At 52.6% G+C, this 17,458-nt stretch carries 21 protein-coding genes and 1 tRNA gene; 19 read left to right on the top strand and 3 right to left on the bottom strand.

What is annotated here, in order from left to right; all coding sequences use genetic code 11:
* The first annotated feature begins 64 nt into the window (after positions 1-64).
* From MKX42_RS14690 to MKX42_RS14720, 7 genes are all read left to right on the top strand, one after another.
* Complete coding sequence (locus MKX42_RS14690; protein WP_340753145.1) at positions 65-421, top strand: putative DNA-binding protein; 357 nt, start codon at positions 65-67, stop codon at positions 419-421.
* Positions 422-442: 21 nt separating this feature from the next.
* Entirely contained in the window at positions 443-1,834 is a 1,392-nt protein-coding gene (ffh, locus tag MKX42_RS14695; RefSeq protein ID WP_340753146.1) for a signal recognition particle protein, read from the top strand.
* Positions 1,835-2,186: 352 nt separating this feature from the next.
* The gene (gene rpsP, locus MKX42_RS14700) at positions 2,187-2,459 is read left to right on the top strand and encodes a 30S ribosomal protein S16 (protein ID WP_036701203.1); all 273 of its coding nucleotides are present in this window, start codon (positions 2,187-2,189) and stop codon (positions 2,457-2,459) included.
* Positions 2,460-2,481: 22 nt separating this feature from the next.
* Complete coding sequence (locus tag MKX42_RS14705) at positions 2,482-2,712, top strand: KH domain-containing protein (protein WP_020432321.1); 231 nt, start codon at positions 2,482-2,484, stop codon at positions 2,710-2,712.
* Positions 2,713-2,816: 104 nt separating this feature from the next.
* On the top strand, positions 2,817-3,341 hold the full coding sequence (rimM, locus tag MKX42_RS14710) for a ribosome maturation factor RimM (RefSeq protein ID WP_340753147.1): 525 nt from the start codon (positions 2,817-2,819) through the stop codon (positions 3,339-3,341).
* Entirely contained in the window at positions 3,341-4,129 is a 789-nt protein-coding gene (trmD, locus tag MKX42_RS14715) for a tRNA (guanosine(37)-N1)-methyltransferase TrmD (protein WP_340757692.1), read from the top strand. The genes rimM and trmD overlap by 1 nt, the downstream gene beginning before the upstream one ends.
* 927 nt (positions 4,130-5,056) lie before the next feature.
* Positions 5,057-5,130 (top strand) — tRNA-Pro (locus tag MKX42_RS14720).
* A 99-nt stretch (positions 5,131-5,229) separates the two neighbouring features.
* Here MKX42_RS14720 and MKX42_RS14725 read toward each other — a convergent pair.
* The gene (locus MKX42_RS14725; RefSeq protein ID WP_340753148.1) at positions 5,230-5,424 is read right to left on the bottom strand and encodes a hypothetical protein; all 195 of its coding nucleotides are present in this window, start codon (positions 5,422-5,424) and stop codon (positions 5,230-5,232) included.
* Positions 5,425-5,652: 228 nt separating this feature from the next.
* Here MKX42_RS14725 and MKX42_RS14730 point away from each other — a divergent pair, with 228 nt between their 5' ends.
* The gene (locus tag MKX42_RS14730) at positions 5,653-5,910 is read left to right on the top strand and encodes a hypothetical protein (protein ID WP_076078592.1); all 258 of its coding nucleotides are present in this window, start codon (positions 5,653-5,655) and stop codon (positions 5,908-5,910) included.
* Positions 5,911-5,984: 74 nt separating this feature from the next.
* Here the strand turns inward: MKX42_RS14730 and MKX42_RS14735 are convergent, their stop codons facing one another.
* Positions 5,985-6,932 carry a hypothetical protein gene (locus tag MKX42_RS14735; RefSeq protein WP_340753149.1) on the bottom strand — a complete coding sequence of 316 codons (948 nt, stop codon included), beginning with the start codon at positions 6,930-6,932 and terminating at the stop codon, positions 5,985-5,987.
* 278 nt (positions 6,933-7,210) lie between these two features.
* On the opposite strand from MKX42_RS14735, the gene MKX42_RS14740 reads away from it, so the two are divergent.
* The 11 genes from MKX42_RS14740 to MKX42_RS14790 all read left to right on the top strand — a co-directional run bounded on the left by MKX42_RS14740 (position 7,211) and on the right by MKX42_RS14790 (position 16,911).
* Positions 7,211-7,504, top strand: a complete 294-nt coding sequence (locus tag MKX42_RS14740) for a hypothetical protein (RefSeq protein ID WP_340753150.1) — start codon at positions 7,211-7,213, stop codon at positions 7,502-7,504.
* Between the two features lie 146 nt (positions 7,505-7,650).
* Positions 7,651-7,995: a 50S ribosomal protein L19 gene (gene rplS, locus MKX42_RS14745; RefSeq protein ID WP_036701215.1), complete on the top strand. Its 345-nt coding sequence runs from the start codon at positions 7,651-7,653 to the stop codon at positions 7,993-7,995.
* Between the two features lie 256 nt (positions 7,996-8,251).
* Positions 8,252-8,872, top strand: a complete 621-nt coding sequence (lepB, locus tag MKX42_RS14750; RefSeq protein WP_036701218.1) for a signal peptidase I — start codon at positions 8,252-8,254, stop codon at positions 8,870-8,872.
* Positions 8,873-8,912: 40 nt separating this feature from the next.
* Positions 8,913-9,776, top strand: a complete 864-nt coding sequence (gene ylqF / locus MKX42_RS14755; RefSeq protein WP_340753151.1) for a ribosome biogenesis GTPase YlqF — start codon at positions 8,913-8,915, stop codon at positions 9,774-9,776.
* Positions 9,777-10,195: 419 nt separating this feature from the next.
* Entirely contained in the window at positions 10,196-10,813 is a 618-nt protein-coding gene (locus tag MKX42_RS14760) for a ribonuclease HII (protein WP_340757693.1), read from the top strand.
* 167 nt (positions 10,814-10,980) lie between these two features.
* Positions 10,981-13,227, top strand: a complete 2,247-nt coding sequence (locus MKX42_RS14765; protein WP_340753152.1) for a DNA ligase — start codon at positions 10,981-10,983, stop codon at positions 13,225-13,227.
* A complete protein-coding gene (locus MKX42_RS14770) occupies positions 13,224-13,526 on the top strand; it encodes an EscU/YscU/HrcU family type III secretion system export apparatus switch protein (RefSeq protein WP_036692460.1) in 303 nt (100 codons plus the stop codon). The genes MKX42_RS14765 and MKX42_RS14770 overlap by 4 nt, the downstream gene beginning before the upstream one ends.
* Complete coding sequence (locus MKX42_RS14775) at positions 13,523-13,909, top strand: YraN family protein (protein WP_340753153.1); 387 nt, start codon at positions 13,523-13,525, stop codon at positions 13,907-13,909. The genes MKX42_RS14770 and MKX42_RS14775 overlap by 4 nt, the downstream gene beginning before the upstream one ends.
* Positions 13,910-14,177: 268 nt before the next feature.
* The gene (locus tag MKX42_RS14780) at positions 14,178-14,459 is read left to right on the top strand and encodes a hypothetical protein (RefSeq protein WP_083677976.1); all 282 of its coding nucleotides are present in this window, start codon (positions 14,178-14,180) and stop codon (positions 14,457-14,459) included.
* A gap of 34 nt (positions 14,460-14,493) precedes the next feature.
* On the top strand, positions 14,494-15,003 hold the full coding sequence (locus MKX42_RS14785) for a phosphoesterase (RefSeq protein ID WP_340753154.1): 510 nt from the start codon (positions 14,494-14,496) through the stop codon (positions 15,001-15,003).
* 210 nt (positions 15,004-15,213) lie between these two features.
* The gene (locus MKX42_RS14790) at positions 15,214-16,911 is read left to right on the top strand and encodes a YifB family Mg chelatase-like AAA ATPase (protein ID WP_340753155.1); all 1,698 of its coding nucleotides are present in this window, start codon (positions 15,214-15,216) and stop codon (positions 16,909-16,911) included.
* A gap of 118 nt (positions 16,912-17,029) precedes the next feature.
* Here the strand turns inward: MKX42_RS14790 and MKX42_RS14795 are convergent, their stop codons facing one another.
* Positions 17,030-17,458, bottom strand: a complete 429-nt coding sequence (locus MKX42_RS14795; RefSeq protein WP_076078603.1) for an organic hydroperoxide resistance protein — start codon at positions 17,456-17,458, stop codon at positions 17,030-17,032.

Here is a 17,458-nt window from a genome sequence, read left to right on the forward strand (position 1 = left end):
TCGGTATCATAAGGGACGTTGTGAAGCTGTAAAGTGTTTTTCCTTGACGAAGGGAGTGCCCTTAATGAGTCAGGAGAATAGGCTCGAGAAAACCAACCGGATCAACCTGTTATTTGCTTTCTATGAACGGCTGCTTACTGACAAGCAACAGACGTTTCTCAAATATTATTTCCATGATGATTTCTCCCTGGGAGAGATCGCAGCGGAATTTGAAATTAGCCGCCAGGCTGTGTACGAGCATATCAAGCGGGCGGAGCAAGTGCTTGAGAATTATGAAGAGAAGCTTGGACTCCTGTCCAAGCATGAAGACCGCAACAAATACTTAGAAGAACTGCGCAGACTGCAAGGTACTGCAATACTGCCTGAGCAATATAAACAGCGGTTCATGGAACTCATGGACCGGCTGCAGAAGTTAGAGTAGGAAGAAGGGAGCGAGCCGCCTATGGCATTTGAAGGATTAACCGGAAGATTGCAGAATGTGTTCAGCAAACTGCGCGGCAAAGGGAAAGTATCCGAAGATGACGTAAACGAAGCGATGCGTGAAGTGCGGCTGGCCCTTCTGGAAGCCGATGTTAACTTCAAGGTCGTCAAGGACTTCGTGTCCAAGGTGAAAGAGAAGTCTGTCGGCACGGAAGTGATGGACAGCTTCACGCCAGGCATGGTCATCATCGATATTGTTAACAAGGAACTGACCGAGCTGATGGGCGGAAGCCAGGCGAAGCTGGCTAAGTCGAACAAGCCGCCGACGGTCATTATGATGACGGGTCTGCAGGGCGCGGGGAAGACGACCACTTCCGGTAAACTGGCGAAGCTGCTGCAGAAGGGCAATCACCGCCCGCTGCTCGTAGCCGCCGACATCTACCGTCCGGCTGCAATTAAGCAATTGCAGGTGCTCGGAGAACAGATTAAGGTTCCTGTCTTCTCGCTGGGTGATCAGACCAGTCCGGTAGAGATTGCCAGACAAGGTGTTCAGCATGCGAAGGATAATAACCTGGATTATGTCCTCATCGATACGGCAGGCCGCCTACATATTGATGAAGAGCTGATGGAAGAGCTGAAGCAGATCCATAACGTGGTGACTCCGGATGAAGTGCTCCTTGTAGTCGATGCTATGACCGGTCAGGATGCAGTGAATGTGGCAGACAGCTTCAACAAGCAGCTGGAGCTTACCGGCGTAGTGCTTACGAAGCTTGACGGCGACACCCGTGGTGGTGCTGCGTTATCCGTCAAGGCGGTTACTGGCTGCCCGATCAAATTCGCCGCCCTCGGCGAGAAGATCGATGCGCTGGAGCCGTTCCATCCGGAGCGGATGGCTTCGCGGATACTTGGTATGGGCGACATGCTGTCACTGATCGAGAAGGCTCAGGCCAACATCGATACTGAGAAAGCCAAGGAAATGGAACGTAAGATGCGTAATGCAGAGTTCACGTTCGATGATTTCCTGGAGCAGATGGATCAAGTGAAGAAGCTTGGCCCGATCGACCAGATTCTGGATATGCTGCCTGGCATGAACAAGGCCAAGGGCATGAAGGACCTGAAGGTGGACGATAAGCAGATGGGCCGCGTTGAAGCCATTGTTCATTCCATGACCAAGGCCGAGAAAGCCCAGCCTGAGATTATTAACCATAACCGCCGCAAGCGTATTGCAGCAGGCAGCGGCACCAACGTCGCTGAGGTGAACCGGCTCATCAAGCAATTCGATGAAATGCGTAAGATGATGAAGCAGTTCTCCGGCATGATGGGCGGCGGAGGCGGCAAGGGCGGTAAGAAGAACGCCATGAAGCAGCTCAAGGGCCTTGCCGGTAAAGGCGGAATGAAGTTCCCGTTCCGTTGATCTTAATCTTTAATCTTTTGACCTAGATCTTTTGTCTTTCTTATAGATCTGATATAGTACAACATCAGAAGATCGAGTAGTCTTTTGACCTTAATCTTTTGATCTCAGTCTTTTGATCTTGAAATGTTTAAATCTCTACCCCTCCGTTGCCAGGGAACGCCGCCAGTAAAGCGTATCCCGCAGGGAGGAAAAGCGGTCTTTCGCCGAACCTATCCCAAGTCCCGCCAATCTGAACGCCTACGCTAGTTGCACTTAGCGGGTGTCCAGAGGGCAGAGCCCTTGGGGCCCTCCCTTCGGGAAGGGAGGGTTTGGGAGGGATCGATAACGATATTCTTTTAAGGAGGTGAATTTCGTGGCAGTACGTATTCGTTTGAAAAGAATGGGAGCACATAAAGCGCCTTTCTACCGTGTAGTGGTTTCCGATTCCCGGTCTCCTCGTGACGGCCGTTTTATCGAGGAAATCGGTTATTATAATCCGATCGAAGTACCGGCAGTCGTTAAGATTGACGAAGAGAAGGCTCTTAAATGGCTTCAGACAGGTGCACAAGCATCTGATACCGTCCGCAACCTGCTTTCCAAAGCTGGCGTGATGAAGAAGTTCCATGAGTCAAAGCTTCAGAAATAATGACTGATTGCGAGGGTCCTCTATGGAAGAATTAGTTGGTGTTATTGCTAAGGCTTTAGTGGATCATCCGGAGGATGTGGCCGTACGGACCGTGGAGAAGGATCACCTGATTGTCTATGAGCTCTCCGTGCATCCTGATGATGTCGGTAAGGTCATCGGCAAGCAGGGGCGGATCGCCAAAGCGCTTCGTACCGTAGTCACATCTGCAGCAGTCAAAAGTGATAAACGCGTTACCGTAGATATTTTATCTTAACGATGCGCACAAGGAGGGGCTAGGGATAGTATATCCCGGCTCCTTTTTGTTGAAAATATAAGAATTTATAAGCTGTACGCAATCAGCGTGAAGGAGATGAACACATGACAGAAGAGTTGACCGTAGGCAGACTGGTGAATACGCACGGCATTCGCGGGGAGATCAAAATCCTGTCGCATACCGATTTCCCGGAAGTGCGGTTTGCGCCCGGCAACAAGCTGCTGCTGATTCCCGCAGACGGAAGCCCGAAATTCGAGGTTACGATCGAATCGGCGAGAGAACATAAAGGGATGTATATCGCTAAACTTAAGGGGTATACGAATATAAATGAGATCGAGAAATATAAAGGCAGCATGCTTAAGGTGCCTAGTGATAATCTGGTTGAGCTGCCGGAGAACGAGTATTACTTCCACCAGATCGTAGGCTGCGAAGTCTACACGGATGAAGATGCCAGCCAGCCGCTGGGAACGATTACGGAGATTCTGCAGCCCGGGGCCAATGATGTCTGGGTAGTGAAGCCGAAGAAGGGCCAGGATATTCTGATTCCGGTCATTAATGATGTAGTGCTGGATGTAAATATTGCAGCCAAAAAAATAACTGTGCATCTCATGGAAGGGCTGCTTCCATGATCCGCATTGACGTGCTGACGCTGTTCCCGGACATGTGTGAAGGCGTCTTCGGCACCAGCATTCTTGGGAAGGCCCGTGAGAAAGGCATTGCTTCACTGAACACAGTCAACTTCCGCGACTTCTCGGGCAACAAGCATAACAGCGTGGATGATACGCCTTACGGCGGAGGTGGAGGCATGGTGCTGAAGCCGGACCCTATCTTCGCAGCAGTGGAGCATGTGCTGGCTCAGAGTAGCGTTGGCGGGGAGCAAGAGGACATCGGGAATACAGAGGCCGTGAAGCCGCGTATTATTCTGATGTGCCCCCAGGGCCGGACGTATAACCAGCAGATCGCCGAAGAGCTGGCACAAGAGCAGCATCTAATCTTCATCTGCGGTCATTATGAGGGCTACGACGAGCGAATCCGTGAGCATCTGGTGACGGACGAACTGTCGATTGGCGACTATGTGCTGACCGGTGGTGAGCTTCCAGCCTTGACCGTCATTGATTCAGTAGTGCGGCTGCAGCCGGGGGCGCTGGGAAACGAGACCTCTGCAATCTCCGACTCCTTTAGCACCGGGCTGCTGGAGTACCCGCATTATACCCGTCCGGCAGAGTTCCGGGGCTGGAAGGTCCCGGACATGCTGCTCAGCGGACATCATGCCAATATCGAGGTGTGGCGGCGTGAGCAGGCGCTGCAGCGTACGCTCGAACGCAGACCGGATCTGCTGGAGACGGCAGAGCTGACGGTGAAGGACAAGCAGACGCTGAAGCGGCTGCAGGAGCAGGCAAGCTTGGAGCAGAAATAAATGATAAATTTGGGCTTAAATAGAGTCATAGCTGGCGTCTTTCTAGCGTATATTACGTTAGGGAGGCGTTTTTTGCTGTGTTCTGAGAACCGGGAACGGGAATTACGAACTAGAACGGATAGGCATAGAAGAAGTTTTGCCAGCGAAATAAATACGAGCAGATGTGCGTCAATACCCTTTTTCTAGGGTAATGAATAGAGGTGCCGCAAGTAGACATGCAGCTATAGACGCAGCTAGCTTAATTATCGAAAGGAATGACTGAAGTGACTACGAATACGCATGAATCATTCAAGCCAGCCGTGGACACTGTCCACAAGGAGGCGGAGCCGCTCCGCACGGTAAGTGATATTATTGATTTTTATAAGAATCGTAAATCGTAATCTTATCATTGAAGAAATGAATTAGACCTGGAAGCAGGTTCAATAGGCTCAGTAATACAGCAAATTCCACAAATAGCCGCTGAAGACAGACGAACCCCAGGTTCGCTGGCTTCGGCGGTTATTTGTTTGCCGGGTGCGAAGAGTGCAGGCAAACAAAAAAAGACCGTCCGAAGACGGTCTCTCTACCCGAGGCGCTAGTTTGTAACTTTGATCCGTATCCCGCGCCACCAAGGCTAAAACATTCAGCCGTTGGTCCGGGTAAGGGATACGTTCAGCATGTCATGCTTGATGTGAACGCACCTCCTTTCCTTGTGTCAAGAGTATAGCACAGCCTTTACGGAAAATCCATTAAATTTTAATGACATCCGAAAAAATATTGAACTCCATAAACATACTGAACTCTATTTGAAACTGCTGAACTAGTGAGGTATATTTATAGTATAACGGTTAGTAACCGCTTACCGGCATATTATGCATGAGATGAACGTATGTTAATCGTAGGGATGCGGCTAACGTAGGCATGAAGTATTGGATTGATTTGAAATGTCGGGGTATAGCGCAGCCTGGTAGCGCGCACCCTTGGGGTGGGTGAGGTCGCAGGTTCAAATCCTGTTACTCCGATTATTCCCGTCATCGTTTAAAATAAAAACACTTCCGTCAGCGCAGTACGCTCTGTAGGAGGTGTTTTTATTTAGGTGATGAGACCTATGTGCGGTTAAGCTAAAACCTGCCCCTGTTTCCATCGCGGCGGGTAAGCATGATAACTCCCGTGACCAGTGAATACAAGGCAACAACCAGAAGTAATACAATAGCCCAAGTATAATTGCGCACCGTGTAGGTGAGCGAAGCGAAAATGATAAACCAGGCGATCCGCAGTACTCCTTCATTAATAAAACGTCTGCCTGCTGTACTCATGATTCCTGCCTCCTTTTGGATTGTAAAAGATTGTTCACAACCGTAAGCGTTTAATTGATTTTGTTACTTTAATATTACCCCTTTTTCCACAAAATTGATACACAATGTTCACAAGTTCTTCATTTCACAGCTATATTACATATAGACAGTTGCTGCGTGACGATAGCCGTTACCGGCTTATCCCTCCCTTCATAAGATACAGAACCACGATTAAGGAGGAAACAGCAGATGGAAGCTTATTATAATTGTCTCCATTGCAAAGATAAGCGTGTACGCATTATGACTACTGACGGCAAACGCCATGAAGGAATTATTGTGGATGTGGACCGGAACAATGTGTATCTGAAAACAAAGGGCAATGGCAGAATGCAAACCTCGGCCTTCTATCCGGGCGGTGCGGGGAACTACTATGGCGGCTACTATGGCTACGGCAGCCAGATCCTTACCTTGAGCCTGTTCACGCTTTTGGCAATTGCACTAATCTGACGAAGGCCTGAACAACACAAAAGTGGGCTCCTGGAAGTCAGGAAAGCCCACTTTTGGCGTAATTATAGGATAATCTAGTTAACGGATATGGCTCCGATCTGCGTGGTTAAAGATACCAGCGGACCGCCGCCGTTATAATCCTTTGATGTACCATTGTCGGTGCCGGAGATGTGGCCGAGTTCACTGCGGGCTTTGACCGTACATGCGGTTGTTGCTGACAGATCGGCGGAGATTCTTCCGATATCGCTCTTGGCCTTGAGGCTGCTGCCCTTTGTTATGCTGGATACTCCAAGCTCAATACTTCCCGTATTCGACTCCACACTGGACTTGCCTGTGAACACGGTGTCTTGAAGGATGATGCTGCCGACATTGCTGTTAATCTCAAAAGTCCCCTCAAGCCCGCGTAGCTGGACAGTGCCTACATTATTATCAATCTCAAACCGGTCAATGGTCTCTGGAATCCCGATTACATAATTAATGCTGAAGTTGGAAGCACCATACTCATGCTGCGCCCATTCCCAGAGATCCCTCTTCGAATTGCCTTCACCATGAGCAGAGACGATTAGAGCGTCTCCTTTATGTTCAATAGAGAATTCCGCGTGATCCAGCACACCGGATACCAGCTTATGGCCTGTCTGCTCATGGACAATGACGGTGGCCTGGACAGTAATCTCGTCACCTGAAGCGGGCGCTACTGCGACTTCCCCAACCGCATTGTCTAGTTTAAGCACGGAAGCCGAAGCAATAGGCAAGGAGGTGGAGAACTCGCGGCTGATTCCGCTAGTGTTCAACTGATCTTCAAGCATGCCTGCTGTGTTCTCAAGGGCGTCACCGACAGCAGCACTGGCATCGCTGAGACTTTGCTTCACGGCTTCTGCCGCTTCCTGCGTGAAGCTGCCGGAGATTGTCTGCTCCAGTTGGTTATCTGCCGCTTCCTTGCCGGGAAGCTCCCGGCAGCCGGTAAGTGCAATAGAAAATACGGCCATGGCTGCAATAATTGCTGTACTGTGATGTTTCTTCATTATATAGGCCCTCCTAAAGGCATGATTATTTGCTTATGTATACTCAGTATTATATATTATGGGAAAACACTGGATAACAGCCTGGCGGCGGGTTGTTCTACTGGACTATAGTCCAGTATGCCTGCGGCTACATTTCAATCCTGCATTATGGTACACTGTCGTTAGATGAAGGAACGGAAGAATGAAATGTGACAGCTGGAGGGCCGGCACGGAAGCAGACCCGAGAGATGGTCTGTTTACTATTTTGACTGAACAAGTCAGAGGGGCGGATGAGCCAAATGCAGTATGCAGCATTCCTGATCGTTGTGTTGGTGGGCGCAGTTGTCTATACCGTGTACCGCAGCCGGATGAGCCAAGAACAGACTGAAGCGCCGAAGCAGGGGAAGGCCAGTAATGTGATTTCTATGGAAGGGCACCGTAAGGCCAAGCAGAATGCTGAGGATCAGCAGTGCTCCTCCTGCAAGAAGAAGAACGGCAAGCTGATCTTTTATGCCCAGGATGACGGAAGTGTGGTCGGACTCTGCAAGGATTGTAAGGTGAAGGCGAAGAAACGGGATATGCTGCCGCTTTAAAGAATAAATATATGTTGCATGAGCCTGTCTTTTATGATAAAATTACTTCTGTTGTGTGGAATACGGTGGTCCTCTGCGGATAATGAGGGAGAGCAATGGCTCTCCGGAAGAGGCAAGAACACCTGTACGGAAGGAGGAAGTCCTTAATGAATATCCTACAAGCAATTACACAAGAGCAACTTCGTAAAGATATCCCGAGTTTTCGCCCGGGTGACACTTTGAAGGTGCATGTAAAAGTTATCGAAGGAACTCGTGAGCGTATCCAGTTGTTCGAAGGCGTTGTAATCAAACGTCGCGGCGGCGGTATCGGTGAGACTTTTACGGTTCGTAAAATCTCTTATGGTGTTGGTGTGGAAAGAACATTCCCAGTCAACTCCCCTAAACTCGAGAAAATCGAAGTGGCTCGCCGCGGTAAAGTTCGTCGTGCGAAGCTGTACTATCTTCGTGACCTGCGCGGTAAAGCTGCAAGAATTAAAGAAATTCGTCGCTAGAATAGTGACAAAGGAAAGGGGCTTGAATTCAAGCCCCTTTCGTTTATTTCTTGTAATTAAAGAATTGTGCTCCCCGCAAAGTACCTAAGTAAGCATCGAAGTTAAAGCATCACTTTGTGGGGTTTTTAGACATATGTGCCTTAGGAACAGCTTCTCCGAAAAGGCCTCCTGAAGGAGTAATCGCGGGGGAGTTTTTGGCAGGAGCTTTTTTGTATTGTATAGTGGAGATAACAATTATTGGAGAGGACGGTGAACTATGCAGCAGGATTTGCAGCAAGGGCAAGGCGAAGTGATTGATTCTAACGGCCAGAGCCCCCGGAAGCCAAAGAATGAAGTCCTGGAATGGATTAAAGCGATAGCGATTGCATTGGTTCTGGTTATTCTAATACGCTGGCTTTTGTTCAAACCGTTTATCGTAGACGGCCCTTCCATGAAGCCTAACTTCCATACCGGCGAACGAGTGATTGTTAACGAAATTCTCTACGATATCCGCAAGCCGGAGCGCGGGGAAGTCATTGTATTCCATGTGCCCTCAGAGGGCCGGGATTTCATTAAGCGTGTCATTGGTGTAGCAGGCGATACAGTCACCGTTGAAGGGGATGTCGTTACAGTTAACGGAGAGCCTGTGAACGAAACGTATATCCAGGGCGCGATTGATGATGCCCATAATAACAACATTTTGTACAACAATAAGAATTTCCCGAATGAGCAGTTTACGGACAACAAGGTGCCGGAAGGCCATGTGTTCGTAATGGGGGATAACCGCTCTGACAGTACGGACAGCCGGATGATCGGTTATGTGCCGCTGGGGGATATTGTCGGCCGTGCAGACCTTATTTTCTGGCCGGTGAAGAATATCTCATTAATAAATCATTAGTTCATTACGAAGCTGACAGAAGTCAAAGGAGGTGACGGCATTGGCCATTCAATGGTTTCCTGGTCATATGACGAGGGCTAGACGGCAAATCGAGGATAAGCTGAAGCTAATTGATGTTGCAATAGAACTGCTTGATTCCCGTCTGCCGATTTCGAGCCGCAATCCGATGATTGACGATATTTTGCGGGACAAGCCAAGACTGATTATTCTAAATAAAGCAGATCTGGCCGATCCGGAAGCTACGCGCAAGTGGCTGGCTTATTTCAAGGAGCAGGGTCATGTTGCCTATCCGGTAGATGCTTCTACTGGCACCGGGATTAAAGAAATTCCGGAGCAGGTGAAGCTGCTGCTGAAGGACAAGATCGACCGGCAAATTGCCAAGGGCATGAATCCGCGTGCGATGCGGGCACTGATTGTGGGCATTCCCAACGTAGGCAAATCGACTCTCATTAACCGGATGGCTGGAAGAAATATTGCGATTACCGGTGACCGTCCGGGGGTTACCAAGGGTCAGCAATGGATTAAGACCGGTGGCAGTCTGGAACTGCTGGATACGCCGGGGATTCTCTGGCCGAGGTTCGAGGACCAGACGGTGGGCTATAAGCTGGCTGTAACCGGGGCCATTAAGGAAGAAATCCTGAATATTGAAGATATCGCTTATTACGCGGTGAAATATCTGGTGAAGGATTACGGAAGCCGGTTCCAGGAGCGCTTCGATATCAGTAAGCTGCCGGAGGACTTAGAGAACCCGGACGAAATCGTGGCCGTTATGGAAGCAGTCGGGCGTAAGCGCGGTTGTCTGATGAGCGGTGGCCGTGTAGACCTGGAGAAGGCTTCACGCGCGCTGCTGCATGAGCTTCGTGCCGGGAAGCTTGGGCGTTTCACGCTGGAGACACCTGAATAGTAGAATGTAGTATGGAATGGAAGAGCCATCCGTGAATGTGGGGTGGCTCTTTTTTTGCGTGTAGAAGGTTGGGGGTATGAGGGGGAGTGCCAAGCAATGTTGTAAGAATAGCAACTCTTCTCTATTGATGAGGGGCGGAGTAGCAAAAGTGTTGTATGAAATGCAGGAATGTCCTCGTTTGGGTGGCTTAGGGAAAGAGAAATGCTGTTATTCATACAACTTTTTTGGATTTACGCAGTATTAATGAAGGGATTGTTGTATTCAGTGCAGAATTCTAAGATTCTGAGATTGGGATTGAATGGAAAACAATACGAGTTGGAAGCTCTTTAGGGTTTCGCGCTACGTCATATATTCGTAAGAAGATCATAGATGTAGTTTAATTTTAATGGGCAGGTGGAGAGACAGTGAGTGAGATAGATATGCTTGGGTATGAAAAAGAAGGCTGGGGACAATCCTTCCGTCACATCGCAGGTGTGGATGAAGTGGGGCGGGGCTGTTTATTCGGGGATGTGGTGGCTGCAGCGGTAATTTTGCCAATGGGGCTTATTATTGAGGGTGTAGATGACTCCAAGAAGCTAACGGCCAAAAAGCGGGATGCTCTGTATGAGACCATTATGGAGCAGGCGCTTGCGGTAAGCTTAGGGCATGTGGAGGCGGCGGTGATCGATGAAATTAATATTAAGCAGGCTTCGCGTTTGGCGATGCGTCTGGCGGTAGAAGGTTTAAGCCAGCAGCCGGACTATATGCTGATTGATGCGGAGAAGGTGGACCTGCCCTTGCCGCAGCGCGCTATCATTAAAGGAGATGCCAACAGCCAGTCGATTGCTGCCGCCTCCATTGTAGCCAAGGTGACCCGTGACCGGCTTTGTGAGGGCTTGTGGGAGGAATTGTACCCGGATTACGGGATCAAAGTACATAAAGGATATGCTACTAAGCTGCATCGTGAACAGATCAAGCTACTTGGTGTAACTCCGATGCACCGGCGCAGCTTTATTGGCAATATTCTGGCGGAGCAGGAACAGCTGTCTTTATTCTAAAAATATAAGAATGTATGGTTTCACGTCTACATTATCCTTCTATTTCTCGCTGAAACGGTGCCGTCCTCTAAAAGGATGGCATAGCAGTTTCCACTTGGCGTATCATCCGGATAATCACAAATGAAGGTGAAATACCGATATAAATAGAAAGAAGGGAGGCGGACAACATGAACATCGGATCACTGGTTCGCGGTTTGCTTGGCGACAGTAAGGCGGGAGAGGCCAAATCTGTAGAGCTTAAGGAAGGTCAGGTTGTTCGCGGCGTTGTGCTTAGCGTATCCGATTCTGGAAAAGAAGCGGTGGTGCAGATTCAGGGAACGCCGGTACGGGCTGAACTGGAAGCGCCGCTGGCAGCCGGTCAGACGCTGAACCTGCAGGTGGGCGCACCAGGAGAAGGCGGCTTGCCGGTGCTTAAGCCGGTCTCTCTAGGGGAGGCGGCTATGATCTCGCCGCAGAGTATGGGTGAGGCGCTGGAGTCGCTTGGACTAGCCAATTCCAAGGCGGGACGGGAGATTGTTCAGGCGATGCAAGCCGGAGGACTGGCCTTCACTAAGGAGACTGCGGCGAAGCTGGATGCTGTTATGAATGCCAAACCTCCCGGTGTCCCTGCCTCAGAGTGGCTGGAGGCGGCTGTAATCTCAGTGAAGCGCGGCTTGCCTGTAACGGCGGAGACGGTGAAAGGGCTGCAGCAGGCTGTATTCGGACCGAAGCTGCATGATCTGTTGGCGAAGCTGGAGACTGCGCTGAACGTCTGGGTGCAGCAAGGAGCGGACGGCGACGGATCAGGTCAAGGAGCGGGGAATAGCGGACCTGCGGCAGGGCTTCTGACAGGCGGAGTGAATGCGGGTCTAGCTGGCAATGGAGGGACCGCCGGGGCGAATGCTCAGGCGGGACAGACCGGTAATGCGGGCACTTCACAGGCTGCGGGTGCCAATGGACAAGCTGCATTAGTACCAGCAGGAGATGCAGAACCGGCAGGAAGCGGGTATGCGGTTGGAGTGCGTGACGGTGCAGGGAACGTTGCGGGGGCGAGAGAAGGTGCGGGGAACGCGGCGGGCACGCGTGGCGAAGGTACGGGTGTCGTAGCGGGCACGCGTAGCGAAGGTGCGGGGAGCGTGGCTGGAGCGCGCGAAGGCGTGGGGAACGCAGCAGGAGCGCGTGAAGGTACTGGTGCCGTAGCGGGAACGCGTGGCGAAGGTGCGGGAAGCGTGGCGGGAGCGCGCGAAGGTACGGGTGCCGTAGCGGGAACGCGTGGCGAAGGTGCGGGGAGCGTGGCTGGAGCTCGCGAAAGCGCGGGAATCGTAGCGGGAACACGTGGCGAAGGTGCGGGAAGCGTGGCTGGTGGTGTGCGAGAAGGTGCGGGTGCAGTAGCGGGAGCGCGAGAAAACGCGGGAATCGTAGCGGGAACACGTGACGAAGGTGCGGGAAGCGTGGCTGGAGCGCGGGAAAGCGCGGGAATCGCGGCGGGAACACGTGACGAAGGTGCGGGAAGCGTGGCTGGAGCGCGGGAAAGCGCGGGAATCGCGGCGGGCACGCGAGAAGGTGCGGGTACCGCAGCTGGAGTGCGTGAGAGCGCGGGCGTTGCCGCGCAGGCGCAGAGCGCTGCGGGGCCTGCCCTGCTCGCGAAGCTGCAGGGCGTGCTCTCCGAGCTGCGCGGCACTCTGCCGCAGCTCGCCGAAGCACCGCCCGCCTCCGGCGCGGCGGGCGGCAGTGCAGCCCCTGCGGCTGCGCCGCAGCAGGGGGAACCCGCCGCCACCCAGGGGACCGACCCCTGGGTGGGGCGGATCTTGAAGCTGCTCGGTGCGGAGCACGAGCAGCAGATCCTGCGCGGCGGCGGGGCGCACACCGCGCAGGCAGCGTCCGGCGGCGCAGAAGATGCCGCCGGTACGCTCAAGGGCGTGCTGCTGCAGGTACTGGGCAGCAGCGAGGCCCCGCCCGCGGTGAAGGAAGCCGCGGGTGGGCTGGTGCAGCAGCTGACAGGCCAGCAGCTGCTGCTGAATACAGACCGCACCGCGCCGTTCGCGCAGGTGACGATGTTCCTGCCGCTGCACGGGCCGGATGGCCGGGAGACGGCCTCCGTCCAGATCCAGTCGCGGCGCGGCAGCAAAGGGGAGCTCGACGCGGCGAATTGCCGCTTGTGGTTCGATCTGGACATGAAGCAGCTCGGCCAGACGATGGTCGATGTGCAGGTGGTGGACCGCATCGTCAGCCTGAAGCTGCATAACGATGAACCTTGGGTACTGGAGCTGCTGGAGGGCCGCCGCGAGGAGATGAAGGCGGCGGTCGAAGGCATAGGCTATCAATTGTCCAGCCTGCGTACGGAAGCATTGCCGGAACGGAGCGTGGCCTCTGGTGCGGTGAAACCATCCGATTATGCTCCGCAGGAGTACAAAGGAGTAGATTACCGCATATGAGTGAGTCTGAGCAGAAGGTTCCGCAGAATCTCAAGAAGGCAGTGGCGCTCAAATATATTCCGGGCCAGAGCGAAGCGCCGGTGGTTGTCGCTAAGGGGCAAGGCTCGGTAGCGGACATCATCCTGCAAAAGGCAAAGGAAAACGGAGTAGCGGTGCAGGAGGATGCGGCGCTGGTAGAGGTGCTGTCGAAGCTCGATCTGGACCAGCAGATTCCGCCTCAGCTATATCAGCTGGTGGCTGAGATTCTCAGCTATGTATACCAGAGTGACCGGACAGCCGGGGAACGGAGACAGAAGTGAGCCATAACGGGGACGGCAGAACCTACACCCGTCAGGAGAAAGGGGCTGCTGCCGAGCAAGCGGCCCGAATGTATCTGACTTCGCGGGGCTACCGCATCCGTGATTATAACTGGCGCTGCCGTAGCGGAGAGCTGGATATTATCGCGGAGTATGAAGGCGCTCTGGTCTTCATTGAGGTGAGAAGCCGGAGCGGTTCAGCCGTGCAGGGCACTGCGGAGGAGTCGGTCGATGCGCGCAAAATCCGTCAGGTGAGAGAGACGGCCGGGGTCTATCTGCACATGCAGGGACTGCAGCCGGCTGCAATTGCCTTTGATGTGATTGCTGTACAGCTTCAGCCGGACTTAAGCATCGGCTCCTTGCGGCATCTTCGGGAAGCCTTTTAACGGTCTCTGTTTTGCGAAAAACGGGTAGAATTTAACAATTATCCTTGACAGATGCCGGACTTCATGGGTCATTTCTCAAAAGAAGTGGGTAAACATTAGTGTAACTTTTAATGCCACCATGAGGAGGGCTGCCGGAATGAGGAATCAACCCATGAATATACAGGTAAGCTTTACTTGCCAAAATTGTGAGCATAATATAGTAGCGGAACTTGGCGCAGAGCCCTTATCCGTTGTATGCTGCAGTAATTGTAATAAGACATTTACCGTTATGCGGCCTGCAATAGCGGAAGAGATATTGATTGACTGGGAGAATGAAGCCTTATTCCACAAGATGCGTGCTGAGAAAACCCAAGACAGCAACAGCAGCCTCTTGTCACTGGTCATCAATGTGATCGAGCTGCTGACCTGGCGCGACAAAGGCAACGGGCAAGTGGAGGCCATTAAGGAAATGCGCAAATGGCTGATCGAGCATGAGGAAGCGCCGCCGGTGGCGGAATTAATACAAATGGATGTGAACCGGCGCGGAGCCAAACGGAAGTGGAATGAATAAGGAATCAAGCACTTAGAGAAAGCGGGGAGCGGTCTTGTCCAAAGTATTTTTTACATCAGATCATCATTTTGGCCACAAGCTGATTATTGATTTTGAATCGCGGCCCTTTGCCGGTGCGGAAGAGATGGACAAGGTGATGATTGCGAACTGGAATGCTGTGGTAAGCAAGGAGGACACGGTTTTTCATCTTGGGGATTTTTCCTTCAGGAATCAAGAGGATACCCGGAGCATTGTGGCTGCCCTGAACGGGTACAAAATTCTGATTCTTGGCAATCATGACCGTGGACGCGGACGGGGCTGGTGGCTTGAAGCCGGGTTTGATGAGGTCAGTGAGTATCCGCTGATATACAAGGAGTTTTTTCTGCTCTCGCATGAGCCGATGTATATGAACAAGCATATGCCTTACGTGAATGTGCACGGACATATTCATGGACAGAAGTATGAGGGCAATCATCATTTTAACATTTGTGTGGAGCACTGGAATTACACCCCGCTGTCCTTTGAACAAATCAGGGATTCGGTGATAGCCAGTGAGGAAGGTTGAATAAATTGATTCTTTAGTCATAATTGCACAACTATGCAAGACGATTAAAAGTTATGTTTTGTGCAGCGTAATATGCGCAATAACCTTGCATGTTGTGTAGGGTTCCGGGTATACTGAGTCTAATTGAGCTAACGGAAAATGAGGAAGCACCTTTTTTCCTGGAAACGAACGCCCGCTGCGGGTGTATTTCTGGAGAAGAGGTGCTTATTTGTGTACGGAAAAATGCATAGCGCATGCCTGTATGGCATTGAAGGTGTAATGATCGGAGTGGAGGTGGATCTGGCTAACGGCTTGCCGCAGACCCATATTATCGGCCTGCCGGATTCGGCAGTCAGGGAAGCGGTCGAACGGGTGCGGGCCGCTGTCAAAAATTGCGGGTACAGCTATCCCCAGCAGCGGGTGACGATTAATCTGGCCCCGGCGGATCTGCGCAAGGAGGGCTCGGCGTTTGATCTGGCGATCGCCCTCGGGATACTGACGACCAGCGGACAGCTTGTCATGCCGGAGGCCGGGCAGATTCTGCTGATTGGTGAGCTTGCGCTTGACGGAAGTCTGCGGCCGGTAAATGGGGTATTATCCATGGCCCAGGCTGCGCGGCAGGCCGGAATTCATGCTGTCCTGGTGCCGTACGGCAATGCGGCGGAAGCTGCGTTAATCGCGGGAATGAAGGTGTACACTGCCGGGCATCTGCGGGAGCTGCCTCAGCCGGGGCAGCTTCCTCCGCAGAATCCGGTTGAATGGTCTGAAGCAGCCGGATCAGACTTGCCCCTGCCCCAGGCTGACTTGCCATTTCCGGTATCGGTATCTGTGAGTGCTGAAGCGTCCTCCAGGAAGCGTCCGCCCGTTCTGGCCTTGTCCCTGGACCATTTGAGATATCATTCTGAGCCAGCGGAGAATACTCCCTCCCGGCTTGGGGTGAAGCAGCTGATGAATGAAGATTACAGCGATGTTATCGGCCAGAATCATGTGAAGCGGGCGCTAACGATTGCGGCTGCCGGGATGCACAATATTATTCTGATCGGCCCGCCAGGCACGGGGAAGACCATGCTGATTAAGCGGTTACCCGGAATTCTTCCCGATCTTAACGATCATGAATCGCTTGAGGTGATGAAGATATTCAGTGCTGCCGGGAAGCTTAGGGACAGCGGAGGCGGCTTGCTGCGCGAGCGCCCGTTTCGTTCACCGCATCATACCATCTCGGCAGCCGGATTGATCGGCGGGGGAGGAATTCCGAAGCCGGGGGAAGTTAGTCTTGCGCACCGCGGTATACTCTTTCTGGACGAGCTGCCAGAGTTCTCCCGGACTGTGCTTGAAGTGCTCCGCCAGCCGCTGGAGGATGGGATTGTCACCATCAGCCGGGCGCGGGCATCGTTCACCTTCCCTGCCCAGTTCCTGCTCGCTTGCTCTATGAATCCCTGTATGTGCGGATTTCTTGGTAATGGCAGTGCGCAGCAGCGGTGCAGCTGCAGTCCGGCCAAAATAGCCCAGTACCGCGGTAAAATTTCGGGCCCGCTGCTGGACCGGATGGATATGCAGGTTGATGTTCCGCGTCCAAGAGAAGGCGACAGGAGTGTACCTCCGGTCTCGACGGCACAGATGCGTACTGAGGTTCTGCGGGCTCAGGCCATTCAGGCGGAGCGGTATAGCGCACTGCCGATCTCCTGGAACAGCGAGCTGTCCGGGGCGGCGCTTCGCCGTTATGCTGCGCTGCGGCCGGAAGAAGAGATGCTGCTCAGCAGTATTCTGGAGAGTCTCGGGCTCAGCATGCGGGCGCATGACCGGATTATTAAGCTGGCCCGTACGATTGCCGATCTGGAAGGGATGGAGGAGATTGGTGCTGCCCATCTGGCCGAAGCTGTCCAATACCGCAATCTGGACAGGCAGGTCATGGTGGAGGAGGAAGCCTGACAAGCCAAAACCCCCGTCCGGGGTCGCCGGGCAGGGGAGGGCATACTGAAACGGTATTGCCTCCTGATAGGTCGGCTGATCCGTTTATGCATAATTTGAATATTTTGTGAAGCTATTCTTACAGCACGTTCAATTCTACTTCGATGTTACCACGGGTAGCACGGGAGTAAGGACATGCGCCATGAGCTTCTTGTACCAGCCGTTCAGCGGTCTCACGGTCAACACCCTTGACCAGAACATCCATCTTCACGGCAATGCCGAAGCCTCCGTCTTCCACTTTACCGAAGCTGACGGTAGCCGTTACTTCAGAGCCTTCGATCTTTACCTTGCCCATACGTGCAACCATGTTCAGCGCGCTGTCGAAGCAAGCGGAATATCCGGCTGCGAAGAGCTGCTCAGGATTCGTGCCTTCACCGCCGGCGCCGCCCATTTCTCGTGGTGTGCTGATCGCAAGATTCAGCTTAGGGCTGTCGGATTCGATAGAACCCTGTCTGCCGCCTACGGCTTTTACTGTTGTTTCGTACATTTTCTGTTGGATGGTCATCAT

This window comes from Paenibacillus sp. FSL R7-0204, assembly GCF_038002225.1.
GTDB lineage: Bacteria > Bacillota > Bacilli > Paenibacillales > Paenibacillaceae > Paenibacillus_AQ.

Excerpts from the sequence above, each read along its gene's own strand:
- rimM (WP_340753147.1), top strand. The coding sequence starts at position 2,817 with ATGACAGAAGAGTTGACCGTAGGCAGACTGGTGAATACGCACGGCATT.
- MKX42_RS14730 (WP_076078592.1), top strand. The coding sequence starts at position 5,653 with ATGGAAGCTTATTATAATTGTCTCCATTGCAAAGATAAGCGTGTACGC.
- MKX42_RS14780 (WP_083677976.1), top strand. The coding sequence starts at position 14,178 with ATGCGGCCTGCAATAGCGGAAGAGATATTGATTGACTGGGAGAATGAA.
- lepB (WP_036701218.1), top strand. The coding sequence starts at position 8,252 with ATGCAGCAGGATTTGCAGCAAGGGCAAGGCGAAGTGATTGATTCTAAC.
- MKX42_RS14770 (WP_036692460.1), top strand. The coding sequence starts at position 13,224 with ATGAGTGAGTCTGAGCAGAAGGTTCCGCAGAATCTCAAGAAGGCAGTG.
- MKX42_RS14690 (WP_340753145.1), top strand. The coding sequence starts at position 65 with ATGAGTCAGGAGAATAGGCTCGAGAAAACCAACCGGATCAACCTGTTA.
- MKX42_RS14740 (WP_340753150.1), top strand. The coding sequence starts at position 7,211 with ATGCAGTATGCAGCATTCCTGATCGTTGTGTTGGTGGGCGCAGTTGTC.
- MKX42_RS14795 (WP_076078603.1), bottom strand. The coding sequence starts at position 17,458 with ATGATGACCATCCAACAGAAAATGTACGAAACAACAGTAAAAGCCGTA.
- MKX42_RS14760 (WP_340757693.1), top strand. The coding sequence starts at position 10,196 with ATGCTTGGGTATGAAAAAGAAGGCTGGGGACAATCCTTCCGTCACATC.
- MKX42_RS14705 (WP_020432321.1), top strand. The coding sequence starts at position 2,482 with ATGGAAGAATTAGTTGGTGTTATTGCTAAGGCTTTAGTGGATCATCCG.
- MKX42_RS14735 (WP_340753149.1), bottom strand. The coding sequence starts at position 6,932 with ATGAAGAAACATCACAGTACAGCAATTATTGCAGCCATGGCCGTATTT.
- rplS (WP_036701215.1), top strand. The coding sequence starts at position 7,651 with ATGAATATCCTACAAGCAATTACACAAGAGCAACTTCGTAAAGATATC.
- MKX42_RS14765 (WP_340753152.1), top strand. The coding sequence starts at position 10,981 with ATGAACATCGGATCACTGGTTCGCGGTTTGCTTGGCGACAGTAAGGCG.
- MKX42_RS14725 (WP_340753148.1), bottom strand. The coding sequence starts at position 5,424 with ATGAGTACAGCAGGCAGACGTTTTATTAATGAAGGAGTACTGCGGATC.
- ffh (WP_340753146.1), top strand. The coding sequence starts at position 443 with ATGGCATTTGAAGGATTAACCGGAAGATTGCAGAATGTGTTCAGCAAA.